Consider the following 16,409-nt stretch of genomic DNA (forward strand, 5'->3'; position numbering starts at 1 on the left):
CGCTGGTTTATCCTGTCGGTTCCTCTTTCTCTTGACGACTCACGCATGACTGATTTGCTGCGTTCGTTCGTGCGCGCGCTTGCGAACGTCTTTCATCCGCGCATGCTCTGGCTGACGCTGATGCCGTTCGGCGTCGCCACCGTCGTGTGGGGCGCAGTCCTCTGGTTCTTCTGGCAGACGCTCACGGGCGCCGCGAACATCTGGCTCGACGGCTGGGCGCTCACCTCCGCGATGTACCGTCTTTTTGACGCCGTCGGCTTCTCGTCGCTGCATGCGGTGATCGCGCCGTTCCTCGTCGTCATCATGACGGTGCCGCTGATCGTCGTGACGGTGCTGCTGCTGATCGCGACCATTTCGATGCCGGGCGTCGTCAAGATGCTCACGCGCCGGCCGAAGGGCCATTATGCGTCGCTGGAAGAGCGGCGCGGCGGCTCGTGGTACGGCAGTCTCGGGCATTCGGTCGTGACGACCGTCGTGTGTCTCGTGCTGCTCGTCGTGACGCTGCCTTTGTGGCTCATTCCGCCGTTCTTCGCGCTGATTCCGCCGCTGCTGTGGGGCTGGCTGACCTATCGCGTGATGACTTATGACGCGCTCGCGCTGCACGCCAGCGTCGACGAGCGCCGCGCGATCGTACGCGACGCGCGCTGGTCCTTGCTTGGCATCGGCATCGTGAGCGGCCTCCTGAGTTCGGTGCCGACGATGCTCTGGGCGTGGTCCGTCTGGCTGCTGCCGCTGTTTCCGGTCGTCGCCGTGGTGACGATCTGGGCGTATGCGTTCATTCTCGTGTTTTCGGCGCTCTGGTTCGCGCATTACTGCCTGCACGCGCTGGAGCGCCTGCGCGCGAGCGAGCCGCACTATCCGGCGATCACGGTCGAAACCCGCGACGTATCACTGAAAGAATAGAGGGGCATTCATGGGCATTGGCGTCATCATCATCGGCGACGAAATCTTGTCCGGCCGCCGTACCGACAAGCATCTGCCGAAAATCATCGAATTGCTGGGTGCACGCGGTCTGTCGCTCGACTGGGCGGAGTACGTCGGCGACGATCCCGCGCGCATCACCGCGACGCTCGCGCGCACCTTCGCATCGGGCGATGTCGTGTTTTCGACGGGCGGCATCGGTGCTACACCGGACGATCACACGCGCCAGTGCGCGGCGAAGGCGCTGGGCGTGCCGCTCGAGCTGCATCCGGAGGCGGCGGAGCTGATCCGCGCGCGCATCCGCGACACGGCGGCCGAAGCCGGCAAGCCGGTCGATCTGGAATCGCCCGAGAATCTGCATCGGCTGAACATGGGCACGTTTCCGCAGGGCGCGGCGATCATTCCGAACAGCTACAACAAGATTCCGGGCTTTTACGTCGGCGATCATCACTTCGTGCCGGGCTTTCCGGTGATGGCCTGGCCGATGATCGAATGGGTGCTCGACACGAAATACGCGCACTTGCATCACGCGGTGCCGCACGTCGAGCGCTCGCTGCTCGTGTTCGGTTTGCCGGAATCGCGTATCACGCCGCTGATGGTGACAATCGAGCGCGATTTCGACGGCGTGCGCGCGTTCAGCCTGCCGAGCGTCGGCGATGCGGCGCGTGGCGCGCTTTACGCGCGCTCGCATATCGATCTGGGCGTGAAGGGCGATCCGGACAAGGCGAACGCCGCGTTCGAAGTGTTGCGCGAAGGGGTGATCGCGCTGGGCGGTGAAGTCGTGGAAGTGCCGCCGGAGGAAGCGAAGTGACGCTTCTGGAAGTGATCGCGACGACCGTCGCCGACGCGCGCGCGGCCGAACGCGGCGGCGCGGACCGGCTGGAGCTCATCACAGCGATGGGCGAGGGCGGGCTGACGCCGAGCATCGGGCTGATCGAATCCGTGGTCGATGCGGTCGCCATTCCGGTGAACGTGATCGTGCGGCCGCACAGCCGCTCGTTCGTCTACGATGCCGACGACTACGCGGTCATGCTGCGCGATGTGCGCGCGATCGCGAAAACGGGTGCGAATGCGATCGTCATCGGCATGCTGCGCGCCGATGGCGATATCGACACCGAGGGTCTCGCGCGCGTGATCGAAGCCGCCGATGGCTTGCCGCTGACGTTCCATCGCGCATTCGATGAAGCGCGCGATCTGTTCGCCGCGTTCGATACGCTGCTGCGATTCGATGCCGTGACGAACGTGCTGACGTCGGGTGGCAGGCAGTCGGTGCTGGAGGCGGAAGCGCCGATCGCGACGCTCGTCGAGAAGGCGGCGGGAACGCGCTGCACGGTGCTGGCGGGCGCGGGACTGACCGTCGATGCGGTCGCGGCGTTCGTCGCGTCGACGGGCGTACGCGCGGTGCATTTTGGCTCAGGCGTGAGAGTCGGCGGCAAAGGACTCGCGCCTGTCGATGAGGAAAGAGTCAGGCGCGTGCGCAGTCTCGTGGACGGAGTGCCTAGTCCCAAGGGTTGAGGACCGTCAACCCTGCCGCCCTGAAGGGAGAGGTGTCGCGAGTCGCGACCGTGAGACTATTCGCGGTGGCGACCGCGGCGATAAGGCCATCGGCTAGCGCAATACCTCGTCCTTCGGCACGGGCCTTCGTCATCAGATCGGCGTAGCTTTGAGCGCAGTCGATATCAAACGGCAGTACGCGCGACGCCACCAGCGGAAGCAATCCTTCCTCGAGTTTCGCACTGAGGGTATCGCGTCGCTTTCCGGCCGGAAGCTGTGCGACGCCCCAGCGCATTTCCGCGACCGTAATGGCGGACAAGTAGAGCGTCTGAACCGGCTGTGCGTCGATCCACTCGACGACCTTCATATTCGGAGACACACGAAGTAACTCCGAAACTACGTTTGTATCCAGCAAGATCATTCAAAGCTCACAGGCTTGGCCGGTGTCCTGTCGCGGACGTTCTCGAAGATGGCAAACTCCTGATCGCTCAAACCCGACTCACCGCCGAACCCCGCCAGAAAAGAACCCAGCTTTACCCGTCCCTCCGGCTTTACGGCCGTCGCGAGGATGTCTCGCACCTCGGCTTCCGTGCTTCGGCCATGTTCCGCCGCGCGCAACCGCAAAGCGCGATGCACGTCGTCGGGCAAATTGCGTACAGTCAGCATTGCCATCTCGACCTCCAATCTGAATGCAATGCTTTCATTATACGTGGACTGCATGCACCGGAGATCACTAAGCCCCAATCCAAGGCAGCTTCCGAAAACACCATCCCGCTACCGTTTTTCGATGCCCCTGCCCATCCTTGTCGCCTTCGAACCCTTCGAGCAGGTCGTACGCCTGCCCATATCCTTCCTTCTGCGCAGCGACTGCCGCCAGTTTCGAGCGCGCCGCGCTGCGGCATAGAAACACGACCGGCGTATCCGGGGTGGCGACCTGCCGCAATTGTTCGATAAACTCGGCGTTCGGCACGGAGCCGGGGTAGCGAATCCATTCGATATGCGCGTACTGCGCGCCGTCGATGGCCGGGCGGCCGACCCAGTCGAGCTCGGCGCGGGTGCGGACATCGATCAGGCGCGCGCGCGGATCGAGTTGAAACAGTTCGAACGCCTCGGCGGGAGAAAAGGCGCCCGCGTAGGTCAGCTTGTTTTCCGCGGCGCGCTGGGCGGCCTGGCTATAGAGTTGCTCGAGCGTGCTCATGGCGAATCTGTCTCCGTAGACGCAAAGAATCATTTTAGCGTGCGCGGGAAGTGCAACAAGCGCAGACGGAATGCGCAAATCTGGTGCAGGAAAACATCGATGCACTGAAAATGTGCCTCGATAAATCTGGACAAAGACGCGAGCACCAAAAAGGTGCGATCGTCGAAGCGGCAAACGGGCATGCGCATGGCGATACGCGCAGGCATCTTTCAAAACGCGCGCTGCTTCAAGCGCTTAGCGCAAAGTTGGTGCGCTTGGCACGGAAGCTGCTTTTCCATCCTCGATTGAATCGATGTACAGGATTGGTCGGGGCGGCGAAGCGATTCGCCGACTTTTGTTAATCAGGAGATAGGTAATGAGTAAATCCGTGGCCGACGTCATGCAACTCGTCAAGGACGAGGACGTCAAGTTCGTCGACTTCCGCTTCACCGATACGCGCGGCAAAGAACAACACGTTTCCGTGCCGGTTTCGCACTTCGATGAGGACAAGTTTGAAAGCGGCCACGCTTTCGACGGTTCGTCCATCGCGGGCTGGAAGGGCATCGAAGCGTCGGACATGCTGCTCGTCCCGGATGCGAACACGGCATTCATCGACCCGTTCTTCGAAGAGTCGACCCTGGTTCTCTCCTGCGACGTGGTCGAGCCGGCCGACGGCAAGGGCTACGAACGCGATCCGCGTTCGCTCGCCAAGCGCGCCGAAGCCTATCTGAAGAGCTCCGGCCTCGGCGACACCGCGTTCTTCGGTCCGGAACCCGAATTCTTCATTTTCGACTCGGTGCAGTGGAACACGGACCAGTCGGGCACGTTCGTGAAGATCGGCTCGGAAGAAGCGCCGTGGTCCTCGGGCAAGGAATTCGAAGGCGGCAACACGGGTCACCGTCCGGGCACGAAGGGCGGCTACTTCCCGGTCGCACCGGTCGACACGTTCCAGGACATCCGCTCGGAAATGTGCCTGCTGCTCGAACAAATCGGCATTCCGGTCGAAGTGCATCACCACGAAGTGGCGGGCCAGGGCCAGAACGAAATCGGCACCAAGTTCTCGACGCTGGTTCAGCGCGCGGACTGGCTCCAGCAGATGAAGTACATCATCCATAACGTGGCGCACACGTACGGCAAGACGGCGACCTTCATGCCGAAGCCGGTCGTCGGCGACAACGGCTCGGGCATGCACGTTCACCAGTCGATCTGGAAGGACGGCCAGAACCTGTTCGCGGGCAACGGCTACGCAGGTCTGTCGGAATTCGCGCTGTTCTATATCGGCGGCATCATCAAGCATGCGCGCGCGCTGAACGCGATCACGAACCCGGGTACGAACTCGTACAAGCGTCTCGTGCCGCACTTCGAAGCGCCCGTGAAGCTGGCTTACTCGGCTCGCAACCGCTCGGCGTCGATCCGTATTCCGCACGTGAGCAACCCGAAGGGCCGCCGTATCGAAACACGCTTCCCGGATCCGCTGGCGAATCCGTACCTGTGCTTCTCCGCGCTGATGATGGCGGGTCTCGACGGCGTGCAGAACAAGATTCATCCGGGCGAAGCCGCGGACAAGAATCTGTACGACCTGCCGCCGGAAGAAGACAAGAAGATCCCGACCGTGTGCGCGGGCCTCGACCAGGCTCTCGACGCGCTCGACGCGGATCGCGAGTTCCTGACGCGCGGCGGCGTGTTCACGGACTCGATGCTCGACGCCTACATCGAACTGAAGACGCAAGAGCTGCAGCGTTATCGTCAGGCGGTGCATCCGATCGAGTTCGAGATGTACTACTCGCTGTAAGCATGGCGGCAGCGCGCATCATTGAGACGGCTTCGATGAAGCGCGCGACGCTAGCGATGCGGTGACGAAAAAGGGACGGCGCGCCGTCCCTTTTTTAATCTCTGTCGAGTGTCATGAATCAATAAGAAGATCGGTGTCACGAACGGCCTCACTCATTACACGATGGTGCTAAAGAACCTCATCAAGGCGCGCAAGGGCCATCCCGATGCGCTCTCCGACGACGCGCAACTCGCGGCCACCGGCCTGCTGCCCGGACTGGAAGCGCTGCCTACGGTCGTGCTCGTGCTCGACATGCGCAACCTGCGGATTGCCTACGCGAACCCTTCGGCCGAATCGATGCTGGAGATGTCGCGCAAGCAACTGACGCAGACGAACTGGCCCGAGCTTTTCGCCAACGCGGACGACATGGCGGCCACGATCGCATCGATCGCGGAGAACCGCTTCAACGCGACGCGGCTCGACGCCGTGCTCGAACGTCAGAACCGCGAGCCGGTGCATGTGCATGCGATCGTCGGTTATCTCGAAGCCGCGCCGGACTATGTGCTGCTCGAATTGTTCGAGAACGAGCGGCATCTGCGCACCGATCGCGAAGAGCGCATCCACGATCTCACCGCGGTCAACAAGCAACTGATCCGCAATCTCGCGCACGAAATAAAGAATCCGCTCGGCGGTATTCGTGGCGCGGCGCAACTGCTCGAATTCGAGCTCGGCGAGCGTGAACGCGACGAGCTGCGCGAATACACGCAGGTGATCATCAAGGAATCGGATCGCTTGCAGACGCTCGTCGACCGGTTGCTGGAGCCGCACCGGCATCCGCATATCGTCGGCGATGTGAACATCCACGAAGTGTGCGAACGCGTGCGTGCGGTGATCCTCGCGGAGTTTCCGCGCGGCCTCACGATCGAGCGCGATTACGACGTCAGCGTGCCTGACTTGCGCGGCGACAAGGAGCAGTTGATCCAGACGCTGTTGAATATCGTGCGCAACGCGGCGGAAGCGCTGAAGGAACGCATCTCGCAAGGCGATGCGAAGATCGAACTGCGCACGCGCATCGCGCGCAAGGTGACGATCGGCAAGAAGCTGCACAAACTGGCACTGGACTTGCATATCACGGACAACGGTCCCGGCATTCCCGAGGAAATCCGCGACCGGATCTTCTTTCCGCTCGTGTCGGGCAGGGAAGACGGCAGCGGTCTCGGTCTCACGCTTGCGCAATCGTTCGTGCATCAGCACGAGGGCTTGATCGAAGTGGAAAGCCGGCCGGGCTGCACCGAGTTTGCCATCCTGTTGCCTTTCGGGAATTGACCATCACCGACCATCGACTTCACGCCAAGAACGCAACCGACGCTTTGACGCCTGACCGTTTCGACGGGCTCACTCCGAACCACACGAAGACTTCTCGCCGAACGATATGAAGCCGATCTGGATAGTAGACGACGACCAATCCATCCGCTGGGTGCTGGAAAAGGCCCTCGCCCGAGAAAACTTCACGACGCGCAGCTTCTCCGGCGTGCGCGATGCGCTCGCCGCGCTCGAACAGGAAAGCCCGCAAGTCCTGGTCTCCGACATCCGCATGCCGGGCGGCTCCGGGCTCGAACTCTTGCAGACGGTGCGCGACCGCATGCCGGGCTTGCCGGTCATCATCATGACGGCGTTTTCGGATCTCGATAGCGCGGTCGCCGCGTTTCAGGGCGGCGCGTTCGAATATCTCGCCAAGCCGTTCGACGTCGACAAGGCCGTCGAATTGATCCGCCGCGCCGTCGACGAAAGCATGCGCGGTGAAGCGACGCATGACGAGCGCGTGACCGAAACGCCCGAGATGCTCGGCCAGGCGCCGGCGATGCAGGACATGTTTCGCGCGATCGGCCGACTGTCGCACTCGGCGGCGACGGTGCTCATCACGGGCGAATCAGGCACCGGAAAGGAGCTTGTCGCGCGCGCCTTGCACCGACATAGCCCACGCGCGAACGGACCGTTCATCGCGCTGAATACGGCGGCGATTCCGAAGGATCTGCTGGAGTCCGAACTATTCGGCCATGAACGCGGCGCGTTCACCGGCGCGCAGGCGATGCGGCAGGGCCGCTTCGAGCAGGCCGAGAACGGCACGCTTTTTCTCGATGAAATCGGCGATATGCCGTTCGATTTGCAGACGCGCCTGCTGCGCGTGCTGTCGGACGGGCAGTTTTATCGCGTGGGCGGGCACAACCCGTTGAAGGCGAATGTGCGCGTGATCGCGGCGACGCATCAGAATCTCGATGCGCGCGTGCGGCAGGGCCTGTTTCGCGAGGACTTGTATCACCGTCTGAATGTGATTCGCCTGCGTCTGCCGGCGTTGCGCGAGCGCAGCGAAGACATTCCTCTCCTCACGCGGCACTTCTTGCAGAAGAGCGCGCGCGATCTGGGCGTCGAACCCAAGCGTGTGTCCGACGACGCGCTCGCGTATCTCGCATCGTTGCCGTTTCCGGGCAATGTGCGTCAGCTCGAAAATCTGTGCAACTGGCTCACGGTGATGGCGCCCGCGCAGGTGATCGAGCAGAAGGATCTGCCGCCCGATCTCGTGCCGCATCAGGACTACACGCCGGAGAGCATTGCGGTGTCGACGGATGGGGCGGTTGCGCCTGCTCCCGTTGCCGTGAACGGAGCGGCGTCCGTGCCGGTGGCGGGCACAGCGGGAGTTTGGGAAAACGGCTTGCGCACCGAAGTGGCGCGTATGCTGCGCGAGAATTCCGCCGATGTGATGGACGAGCTCGCGCGCCGCTTCGAGGCCGCGGTGATCCGCGAGGCGCTCGATTTCACGCGCGGGCGCAAGGTGGAGGCGGCGGAGCGCTTAGGCATTGGCCGCAATACGATCACGCGCAAGATTCAGGAACTGCATCTCGACGCGTGATCGTCGAATGAACCAGCGGGATCAGCCGATCGTCGCGATCACGGGTGCGTGGTCCGACGGCTGATCCCATTTGCGCGGCACCTTGTCGACTTCGCACGACGTGCAGCGCGCCGCGAGTTCCGCCGACAGAAGAATGTGATCGATGCGCAGCCCCGCGTTGCGTCGGAACGCCAGCATCCGGTAATCCCACCACGTGAAGAGCTTCTCAGTCTGCTCGAACTTGCGGAAGGCATCGATGAGCCCCAGTTCGACGAGCTGCACGAAGTGCGCGCGCTCTTCCGGCGACACGAGATTTTGTCCTTCCCAGGCCTTCGGATCGTGCACGTCGCGGTCGTCCGGCGCGATGTTGTAGTCGCCGCAGAGCGCGAGCTGTGGGTGACGCGCCATGTCTTCGCGCAACCATACGCGCAGCGCATCCAGCCAGCGCATCTTGTAGGCGAATTTCTCGGAGCCGGGCGCCTGGCCGTTCGGGAAATACGCGGAGATGATGCGCACGCCGTTGACCGTCGCGGCGATCACGCGCTGCTGCAAATCCTCGAAGCCGGGGATATTGCGCACGACGTTGATTTCATCGACCTCGAAGTTCGATTCGGCGCGCACCAGGATGCCGACGCCGTTGTACGTCTTCTGACCTGCGAACCAGCTTTTATAGCCGGCGGCTTCGAGTTCGGCGCGGGGGAATTTTTCGTCGGGGAGTTTGAGTTCCTGAAGACACAGGACGTCGACCTGCGTTTGTGCGAGCCAGTCGATGACGTGCTGCTGGCGGACTTTGAGGGAATTGACGTTCCAGGTGGCGATTTTCATCAAATTTCCAGAAGCTTACTGGGCGGGTAAGTGCGGCCGATGGGTAGCTAATAATTCCGTTTGGCTACCCACTTAGCTATCGCAATGTGATTTGGCGGAGTCGGCGGCGCGAGCAGAACGTCAACGCCCTCCATAGTAATTCCACTCGAACGCAGCCCGATCTTTACGAGGCGCAGTTTACCAGTGTGCACCATGCGGTAGGCCGTGGCCTTTCAGATGTTGAGTTGCGCCATCAAGTCCCTCAACTTGTAGAGTTTGGGCGTTGTGGCCTTACCGCAACTCCACTTGTGACCTGAATGCGGACGATTTCGGCAAGCAGTTGAGGCCGTGCCGACAAGGTTCGGCAACGAGTGGCTGCCGTTCGAGGGAGTCCCCAACGCAGGACAGTCCACGACGTGAAGGGCGCTCGCGTCATAGGCGCATTCCTGCTTCCGAGATTGGCGAGTTAGGATCGAGCAAAGGAATTCGCGCTCTGCTGGTCCAACTGGCAAGGGCCTTCAATTTGATTAGCAGCGCTTCGAAATTCGCAAGTGAGCAAACAATAGTTCGCCCAAAATGGCTGTTTATAGCGCCGTTGGCCGTATCACGGATCGAGTCATCGCAGAGGTGTGATGGCAAGAATCGCTCATGAACGCTGGTTTTCCGGCGTATGTCGTCTAGGCGGCTCAATGGAAGGTCTTTGCGCAAGAATCGTATCAGGTTCTGAAACGCGACAGATCGGTGTCGGTGGAATTCCGGAGACCGGTCGAACAGCATGACTAGCCAGGGCACGGGGCTCGCGAAATCGTCAATATTTTCCGCGTGTTCGACGGTATTGATGGTCGTGTCCGATGAGGCCACAAAGATGTCCGAAGTGGTGAGAAGGATCGGACAGAACATGAACGGATACGAATGGTGCGGACTCAAATCCAAGTTGAACTCGATACATTCCGAAACGAGGCGTGGCAACGCATATTGAAGCTGTGATAGACCATGTTTAATTTCCGAGTCGTAGACTTTCGCGGAGGCTATATCAACCTCAACTCCCTTGATGCAAAAGATCAAACTTTCATCGAACGCAACCGAATACTTATCGTTCAACATGACCGGAGAAAAGTCGTCCACAACCCTCAACGTCCGTCCGAAAGTAATCTGCCAGAATTTATCGACGTTCGGATCAGGGAAGAACAGCCATTTATTGTTCCTGTGTCGATGCTTGCACTCAACTAGCAAGTGAAGAGATGCCATAGTTGCGACACGATTGCGAAATGGGAGATAGCTCACTGCCTCCAAGTCAACGGAAAAATCATTTTTGGATTCCGCGCCGTGTCGAGTGTAAGTGAAATCTGCGCGGGCGAAGAAGCCGTGCTTCACCAAGAGCTTTGAGACCTCGAATTCCATGGGCACGCTTGATGACAACAGCTTATCTTTCCACTTTGAACTTTCGCTCATGTTCCCACACAGCCCCGAGATGGACAGGCAGCAATCGTAACACGTCGACTAGAGTGGAGAAGTCCTAAACATATCGTGAATGATTCATGCTGGACGCAGAGCACTCTATGCCAAAGTGCGCCGTCCGTGCCTGCTGATCCACACGCAAGCCGAGATGTCTCGCGAAGGCTGCGGTCTCGTTGTGCAGACATTGAGCGGTGCGGTGTACGGAGCATCGGTCTAAAAACGAAGCACTTCGTGATTGACGGTTTGGACTACGCTCGCGCCGAGGACGCCGGACCGGTGATCTCGCATTCACATGTCTATGAACTGCCGACACCATCTGTCGCGGACCTCAAACGGATCGAGAAAGCCGTAGGACGCTTTGTCTCCTGGTCCCCGTCGACTCGCTGAAGAATCTCGATTGGCAGCAGCAGGAAGCGTCATTTACTCGCGTTCTCTGGACGTCGAGACTGTGATCTCCCGGAATTCGTTTACACCATTTTTACACCCCACCCCCCACCTTTATCCCGCCCTTTACGCGCGAATCCCTAATCTCCACCTTGTCCTGAACCACACAAGGGGAGAACACGACAATGGACCTGCTTTACCTCGCCGGCATCGTCCTTTTTTGGGGCGTTTGCGTGGCGCTCACGAGCGGCTGCGATCATTTGCGCCGCCGCGTGACGGGAGGCCGCTCATGAACGCCTGGATGATGTGGCTCGCCGCGGCCTCGACGCTGCTCCTCTTCGTGTACCTCGTGTACGCGCTCCTGCGCGCGGAGGATCTCGAATGAACGCGAATACCTTCGCGCAGACGGCGATTTTCCTCGTCGTGCTGATCGCGCTCGCGATTCCGCTCGGGCGCTATATGGCCGGCGTATTCGAAGGCACGTCGGCAATGGTTCGCAAGATCGGGCGTCCCATCGAGTCGATGCTCTATCGCATCGCGGGCGTCGATCCGGACGCCGAGATGTCGTGGAAGCAATACGCGCTTGCCGTCCTGCTCTTCAACGTGCTCGGCGCAATCGTGCTGTACGCGATCCTGCGCCTGCAAGGCCTGCTGCCGCTCAACCCGCAAGGCATGAGCGGCATGACGCCCGATGCCGCGTTCAACACCGCCATCAGCTTCGTCGCGAACACGAACTGGCAGGACTACGGCGGCGAAAGCACGCTCGGCTATCTCGCGCAAATGCTCGGCCTCACGGTGCAGAACTTCCTGTCGGCGGCGACGGGCATCGCCGTCGTCATCGCGCTGATCCGCGGATTCAAGCGCCACAGCGCGCAGACCATCGGCAACTTCTGGGTCGACCTCACGCGCTCGACGCTTTATGTGCTCATGCCGCTCGCGATCGTGTTCGCACTGGTCTTCGTGAGCCAGGGCGTGATCCAGAACTTCAAGGCATATGAAGACGTGCCCACGCTCGAAGTGACGTCGTACAAGACGCAAACGGAAACCATCAAGGTCGACAAGCAGACTCTGCCGATGGGCCCGGTCGCATCGCAGGAATCGATCAAGATGCTCGGGACCAACGGCGGCGGCTTCTTCAACGCGAACTCGGCGCATCCGTTCGAGAACCCGACGCCGTTCTCCAACTTCATGCAGATGCTCGCGATCCTGCTCATTCCGGCGGGCCTGTGCGTCACCTTCGGGCGCATGGTCGGCGACGGGCGTCAGGGCTATGCCGTGCTCGCGGCGATGACCATCGCGTTCGCGGTGTCGTGCGTCGGCGAGATATCGGCGGAGCAGGCGGGCAATCCGCTCTTCACGTCGCTTCACGTCGATACGCAAGCGTCGCCGCTTCAGGCGGGCGGCAACATGGAAGGCAAGGAAACGCGTTTAGGCATCGCGCAGTCGGGCATCTTCACGGTGGCGACGACGGCGGCATCATGCGGCGCGGTCGCCAACATGCACGATTCGCTGACGCCGCTCGGCGGGCTCATCCCGATGCTGCTCATCCAGCTCGGCGAAGTGATCTTCGGCGGGGTCGGCTCCGGTCTCTACGGCATGCTCGCGTTCGCCTTGCTGGCGGTGTTCGTCGCCGGGCTGATGATCGGCCGCACGCCCGAGTACGTCGGCAAGAAGATCGAGGCGTTCGATATGAAGATGGTCTCCATCGTCATTCTGCTCACACCTTTGCTCGTGTTGCTGGGCACGTCCATCGCCGTGCTCACGGAAGCGGGCAAGGCGGGCATCCTGAATCCGGGCGCGCACGGCTTCTCCGAAATCCTGTACGCGTTCAGCTCGGCCGCCAACAACAACGGCAGCGCATTCGCGGGTCTTTCGGTGAACACGCCGTTCTACAACACGATGCTCGCCATTGCGATGTGGTTCGGGCGTTTCGGGACCATCGTGCCGATCCTCGCGATCGCGGGCTCGCTCGCCGCGAAAAAGCGCCTCGCCGTGAACGCGGGCACGTTGCCGACGCACGGTCCGCTCTTCGTGGTGCTGCTGCTGGGCACGCTGCTGCTCGTCGGCGCGCTCACGTATGTGCCTGCGCTCGCGCTCGGCCCCATCGTCGAGCATCTCACCATGATCGCAGGCTACTGAATCTCGAGGACAGCATGACTCAAATGAATCAAGCGCCATTGCATCGCCCGGAGAATCTCGGGCAGGCGCGTACGGCGGTGCGCTCGATGTTCGATCCGTCGCTCGTCAGGCCCGCAGTCGCCGATGCGTTCAAAAAGCTCGCGCCGCGCACGCAGTTGCGCAATCCGGTGATGTTCTGCGTCTACGTCGGCAGCATTCTGACGACGGTGCTCTGGATCGCCGCGCTCGCCGGTCAGGCCGAAGCGCCCGCGGGCTTCATTCTCGCGATCGCGCTGTGGCTGTGGTTCACGGTGCTGTTCGCGAACTTTGCCGAGGCGCTCGCGGAAGGGCGCTCGAAGGCGCAGGCCGCTTCGCTGCGCGAGGCGAAGCACAACGTGATGGCGAAGAAGCTCAACGAGCCGCATCCGAAGTCGCCGATCCGCATCACGACGTCGACCGATCTCGTGAAGGGCGACGTCGTGCTCGTCGAAGCGGGCGATGTCATTCCCGCCGATGGCGAAGTGATCGAAGGCGTCGCGTCCGTCGATGAATCCGCGATCACGGGCGAATCCGCGCCGGTGATCCGCGAGTCGGGCGGCGATTTCTCGTCGGTGACGGGCGGTACGCGCGTGCTGTCGGACTGGATCGTGGTGCGCGTGTCGGTGAATCCCGGCGAGGCGTTTCTCGATCGCATGATCGCGATGGTCGAGGGCGCGAAGCGTCAGAAGACGCCCAACGAAATCGCGCTCACGATCCTGCTCGTCGCGCTCACGCTCGTGCTGCTGTTCGCGACCGCGACCTTGCTGCCGTTCTCGATCTTTGCGGTCGACGCGGCGAAGCAGGGCCATGTCGTGACGATCACGGCGCTCGTCGCGCTGCTCGTGTGCCTGATTCCGACGACCATCGGCGGGCTGCTTTCTGCGATCGGCGTCGCGGGCATGAGCCGCATGATGCAGGCAAACGTGATCGCCACGTCGGGCCGCGCGGTCGAAGCGGCCGGCGACGTCGACGTGCTGCTGCTCGACAAGACCGGCACGATCACGCTCGGCAATCGTCAGGCGTCGGCGTTCGTGCCGGCGCCGGGCATCGCGGAGCGCGATCTCGCCGATGCGGCGCAACTCGCGTCGCTCGCCGATGAAACGCCGGAGGGCCGCAGCATCGTCGTGCTGGCGAAGCAGCGCTTCAATATCCGCGAGCGCGACATGGCCGTGCTGCACGCGAACTTTCTGGCGTTCTCGGCGCAATCGCGCATGAGCGGCGTCGATCTGCCGAATCGCGAGATTCGCAAGGGCGCGGCCGAGACGGTGAAGAAGTACGTCGAGGAACGCGGCGGGCGCTTTCCGCAGGACGTGCAGAGCGCCGTCGACGAGATCGCGCGTCGCGGCAGCACGCCGTTGGTCGTCGCGGAAGGCGTCGAGGGCAAGACGCGCGCGTTGGGCGTGATCGAGCTGAAGGACATCGTGAAGGGCGGGATTCGCGAGCGCTTTGCGGAACTGCGCAAGATGGGCATCAAAACGGTGATGGTGACGGGCGACAATCGTCTGACCGCGGCGGCGATCGCGGCGGAAGCGGGCGTCGACGACTTCCTCGCCGAAGCGACGCCCGAAGCGAAGCTGTCGACCATCCGCGCGCATCAGGCCGAAGGGCGGCTCGTGGCGATGACGGGCGACGGCACCAACGATGCGCCCGCGCTCGCGCAGGCCGACGTCGCAGTCGCGATGAACACGGGCACGCAGGCCGCGAAGGAAGCGGGCAACATGGTCGATCTCGATTCGAACCCGACGAAGCTGATCGAGATCGTCGAGATCGGCAAGCAGATGTTGATGACACGCGGCTCGCTGACGACGTTTTCGATTGCGAACGACGTGGCGAAGTATTTCGCGATCATCCCGGCCGCGTTCGCGACGACGTATCCGCAATTGCGCGTGCTGGACGTGATGCATCTGGCGTCGCCGTCGTCGGCGATTTTGTCGGCGGTGATCTTCAATGCGCTGATCATCGTGTTTCTGATTCCGCTCGCGCTGAGGGGTGTGAAGTATCGCGCGCTGGGTGCGGCGACGCTCTTGCGGCGCAATCTGCTGGTTTATGGGTTGGGCGGCATTCTGCTGCCGTTTCCGATCATCAAGCTGATCGATATGGTCATTACCGCACTTGGATGGAGTTGAAATCATGAAGAACATCTTGCGTCCTGTCATCGTGATGTTCGTCGCGCTGACGATCGTGACCGGGCTCGTTTATCCGGCGATCGTGACGGCGCTCGGGCAGGCGGCGTTTCATCGCGAGGCCAATGGCAGTCTGATCGAGCGCGATGGGAAAATCGTCGGGTCGGAGATCATCGGTCAGCAGTTCGATGCGCCTCGGTACTTCTGGGGGCGTTTGTCGGCTACGACGCCGAATCCGTATAACGCCGGGAGTTCTGGCGGCTCGAATCTCGGGCCGACGAATTCTGTTCTTGCGGATGAGGTGACGGCTCGTGTTGCCGCGTTGCGGGGGGCGGTGGGTTCGGGCCAGTCTGCTGCTGCCGTGCCGGTGGATCTTGTTACTTCCTCCGGAAGCGGGCTCGATCCGGAGATTAGTCCGGCGGCGGCTTTGTATCAGGTGGAGAGGGTTGCTGCGGCGCGGGGGATGTCGACTGGGCAAGTCGAAGCGCTTGTGGCTCAGGCCACCACCGGGCGGCAGTTTGGTCTGCTCGGAGAGCCTCGGGTGAATGTGCTTAAATTGAATCTTGCGCTCGATGGTGTGGGGGCTTTGAAGTAGGGGGCTGTTTGGGTTTTCGCCGGATCCCGTATTCGTGTTGGTTTATTAGCATTGCCCCTCCCCGGGGCGGGGGTAACTTTCTTTGCTGCTGCAAAGAAAGTCACCAAAGAAAGCAGCTTCTCCCAGCCTGAGCACTTCATGCCGGCCGCGGCACAGGCGATTGGTTGAATGGAACCCGGAGTAGCGAGTGTTCTCGAAGGCCTGTTGCGGCGTGGACCGCGCACGGTCTGCCGCCCGATAGCTCAAAGCGTGCTGGTTCAGCACGAAAGAGTTCCGGCACAGCGCTACGCGCTGCCGCCGGGAATGCAAGGGAAACCAACGAAGATTACAGGCAGTGAGATGGAGCGGTTAGCAAAGAGGTACGCGCAGACCCGCTTGACCCGTCGGCCGCGAAGCGGGCCGGAGCTATTGGTGCTGAACCAGTCAGTGGTGCGGCGCGATGTGCCAGACCGTGCGCGATCCAAGCCCGGTGAGGCCTACGAGGGCACTCGCTACTCTGGGAGCCATTAGGTGATCGCCTGTGCCGCGGCCGGCATGAAGTGCTTAGGCTGGGGATAGCTGTTTCTTTGGTTACTTGTATATTGCCCTCAGTGTTCGGTTGCTGATCCCTTCCGTGCACGCGAAGCGGTAGCCCGTTT

15 protein-coding genes are annotated in these 16,409 nt (G+C 61.7%); 10 read left to right on the forward strand and 5 right to left on the reverse strand.

Going from position 1 to position 16,409, the window contains the following annotated elements; genetic code table 11:
* Positions 1–45 precede the first annotated feature (45 nt).
* The 3 genes from AWB74_RS24660 to AWB74_RS24670 are packed head-to-tail and all read left to right on the forward strand — an operon-like array spanning position 46 to position 2,436.
* Positions 46–903, forward strand: coding sequence for an EI24 domain-containing protein (locus AWB74_RS24660; protein ID WP_061149316.1), 858 nt, complete (start codon positions 46–48; stop codon positions 901–903).
* Positions 904–913: 10 nt separating this feature from the next.
* Positions 914–1,732, forward strand: a complete 819-nt coding sequence (locus AWB74_RS24665) for a competence/damage-inducible protein A (protein WP_061149317.1) — start codon at positions 914–916, stop codon at positions 1,730–1,732.
* On the forward strand, positions 1,729–2,436 hold the full coding sequence (locus AWB74_RS24670) for a copper homeostasis protein CutC (protein WP_061149318.1): 708 nt from the start codon (positions 1,729–1,731) through the stop codon (positions 2,434–2,436). Before AWB74_RS24665 ends, AWB74_RS24670 begins: the two co-directional genes overlap by 4 nt.
* Here AWB74_RS24670 and AWB74_RS24675 read toward each other — a convergent pair.
* From AWB74_RS24675 to AWB74_RS24685, 3 genes are all read right to left on the reverse strand, one after another.
* Positions 2,420–2,836: a type II toxin-antitoxin system VapC family toxin gene (locus AWB74_RS24675; RefSeq protein ID WP_061149319.1), complete on the reverse strand. Its 417-nt coding sequence runs from the start codon at positions 2,834–2,836 to the stop codon at positions 2,420–2,422. The two genes, AWB74_RS24670 and AWB74_RS24675, sit on opposite strands and share 17 nt — an antisense overlap.
* Positions 2,833–3,087, reverse strand: coding sequence for a FitA-like ribbon-helix-helix domain-containing protein (locus tag AWB74_RS24680; RefSeq protein WP_061149341.1), 255 nt, complete (start codon positions 3,085–3,087; stop codon positions 2,833–2,835). The genes AWB74_RS24675 and AWB74_RS24680 overlap by 4 nt, the downstream gene beginning before the upstream one ends.
* A 61-nt stretch (positions 3,088–3,148) precedes the next feature.
* Positions 3,149–3,613, reverse strand: coding sequence for a rhodanese-like domain-containing protein (locus AWB74_RS24685; protein ID WP_061149320.1), 465 nt, complete (start codon positions 3,611–3,613; stop codon positions 3,149–3,151).
* Positions 3,614–3,968: 355 nt separating this feature from the next.
* Here AWB74_RS24685 and glnA point away from each other — a divergent pair, with 355 nt between their 5' ends.
* The 3 genes from glnA to ntrC all read left to right on the forward strand — a co-directional run bounded on the left by glnA (position 3,969) and on the right by ntrC (position 8,271).
* Entirely contained in the window at positions 3,969–5,384 is a 1,416-nt protein-coding gene (gene glnA / locus AWB74_RS24690) for a type I glutamate--ammonia ligase (protein WP_061149321.1), read from the forward strand.
* A 162-nt stretch (positions 5,385–5,546) separates the two neighbouring features.
* Positions 5,547–6,689, forward strand: coding sequence for a nitrogen regulation protein NR(II) (glnL, locus tag AWB74_RS24695; RefSeq protein ID WP_061149322.1), 1,143 nt, complete (start codon positions 5,547–5,549; stop codon positions 6,687–6,689).
* 106 nt (positions 6,690–6,795) lie between these two features.
* Complete coding sequence (ntrC, locus tag AWB74_RS24700) at positions 6,796–8,271, forward strand: nitrogen regulation protein NR(I) (RefSeq protein ID WP_061149323.1); 1,476 nt, start codon at positions 6,796–6,798, stop codon at positions 8,269–8,271.
* Between the two features lie 21 nt (positions 8,272–8,292).
* On the opposite strand, the gene xth is transcribed toward ntrC, so the two are convergent.
* Positions 8,293–9,075, reverse strand: a complete 783-nt coding sequence (gene xth, locus AWB74_RS24705) for an exodeoxyribonuclease III (protein WP_061149324.1) — start codon at positions 9,073–9,075, stop codon at positions 8,293–8,295.
* A gap of 411 nt (positions 9,076–9,486) precedes the next feature.
* Entirely contained in the window at positions 9,487–10,455 is a 969-nt protein-coding gene (locus AWB74_RS24710; RefSeq protein WP_235024674.1) for a hypothetical protein, read from the reverse strand.
* 730 nt (positions 10,456–11,185) lie between these two features.
* On the opposite strand from AWB74_RS24710, the gene kdpF reads away from it, so the two are divergent.
* Genes kdpF through kdpC form a run of 4 tightly spaced genes read left to right on the forward strand, consistent with a single transcriptional unit; the run spans position 11,186 to position 15,771 of the window.
* Positions 11,186–11,281 carry a K(+)-transporting ATPase subunit F gene (gene kdpF, locus AWB74_RS24715; protein ID WP_061126605.1) on the forward strand — a complete coding sequence of 32 codons (96 nt, stop codon included), beginning with the start codon at positions 11,186–11,188 and terminating at the stop codon, positions 11,279–11,281.
* Positions 11,278–13,035 carry a potassium-transporting ATPase subunit KdpA gene (gene kdpA / locus AWB74_RS24720; protein ID WP_061149326.1) on the forward strand — a complete coding sequence of 586 codons (1,758 nt, stop codon included), beginning with the start codon at positions 11,278–11,280 and terminating at the stop codon, positions 13,033–13,035. Before kdpF ends, kdpA begins: the two co-directional genes overlap by 4 nt.
* Before the next feature lie 14 nt (positions 13,036–13,049).
* On the forward strand, positions 13,050–15,179 hold the full coding sequence (gene kdpB / locus AWB74_RS24725) for a potassium-transporting ATPase subunit KdpB (RefSeq protein ID WP_061149327.1): 2,130 nt from the start codon (positions 13,050–13,052) through the stop codon (positions 15,177–15,179).
* A gap of 4 nt (positions 15,180–15,183) precedes the next feature.
* Positions 15,184–15,771 (forward strand): potassium-transporting ATPase subunit KdpC, encoded by a 588-nt coding sequence (gene kdpC / locus AWB74_RS24730; protein WP_061149328.1) that lies wholly within the window; start codon positions 15,184–15,186, stop codon positions 15,769–15,771.
* Positions 15,772–16,409: the final 638 nt, after the last annotated feature.

This window comes from Caballeronia arvi (assembly GCF_001544695.2).
GTDB classification, from domain to species: Bacteria; Pseudomonadota; Gammaproteobacteria; order Burkholderiales; family Burkholderiaceae; genus Caballeronia; species Caballeronia arvi.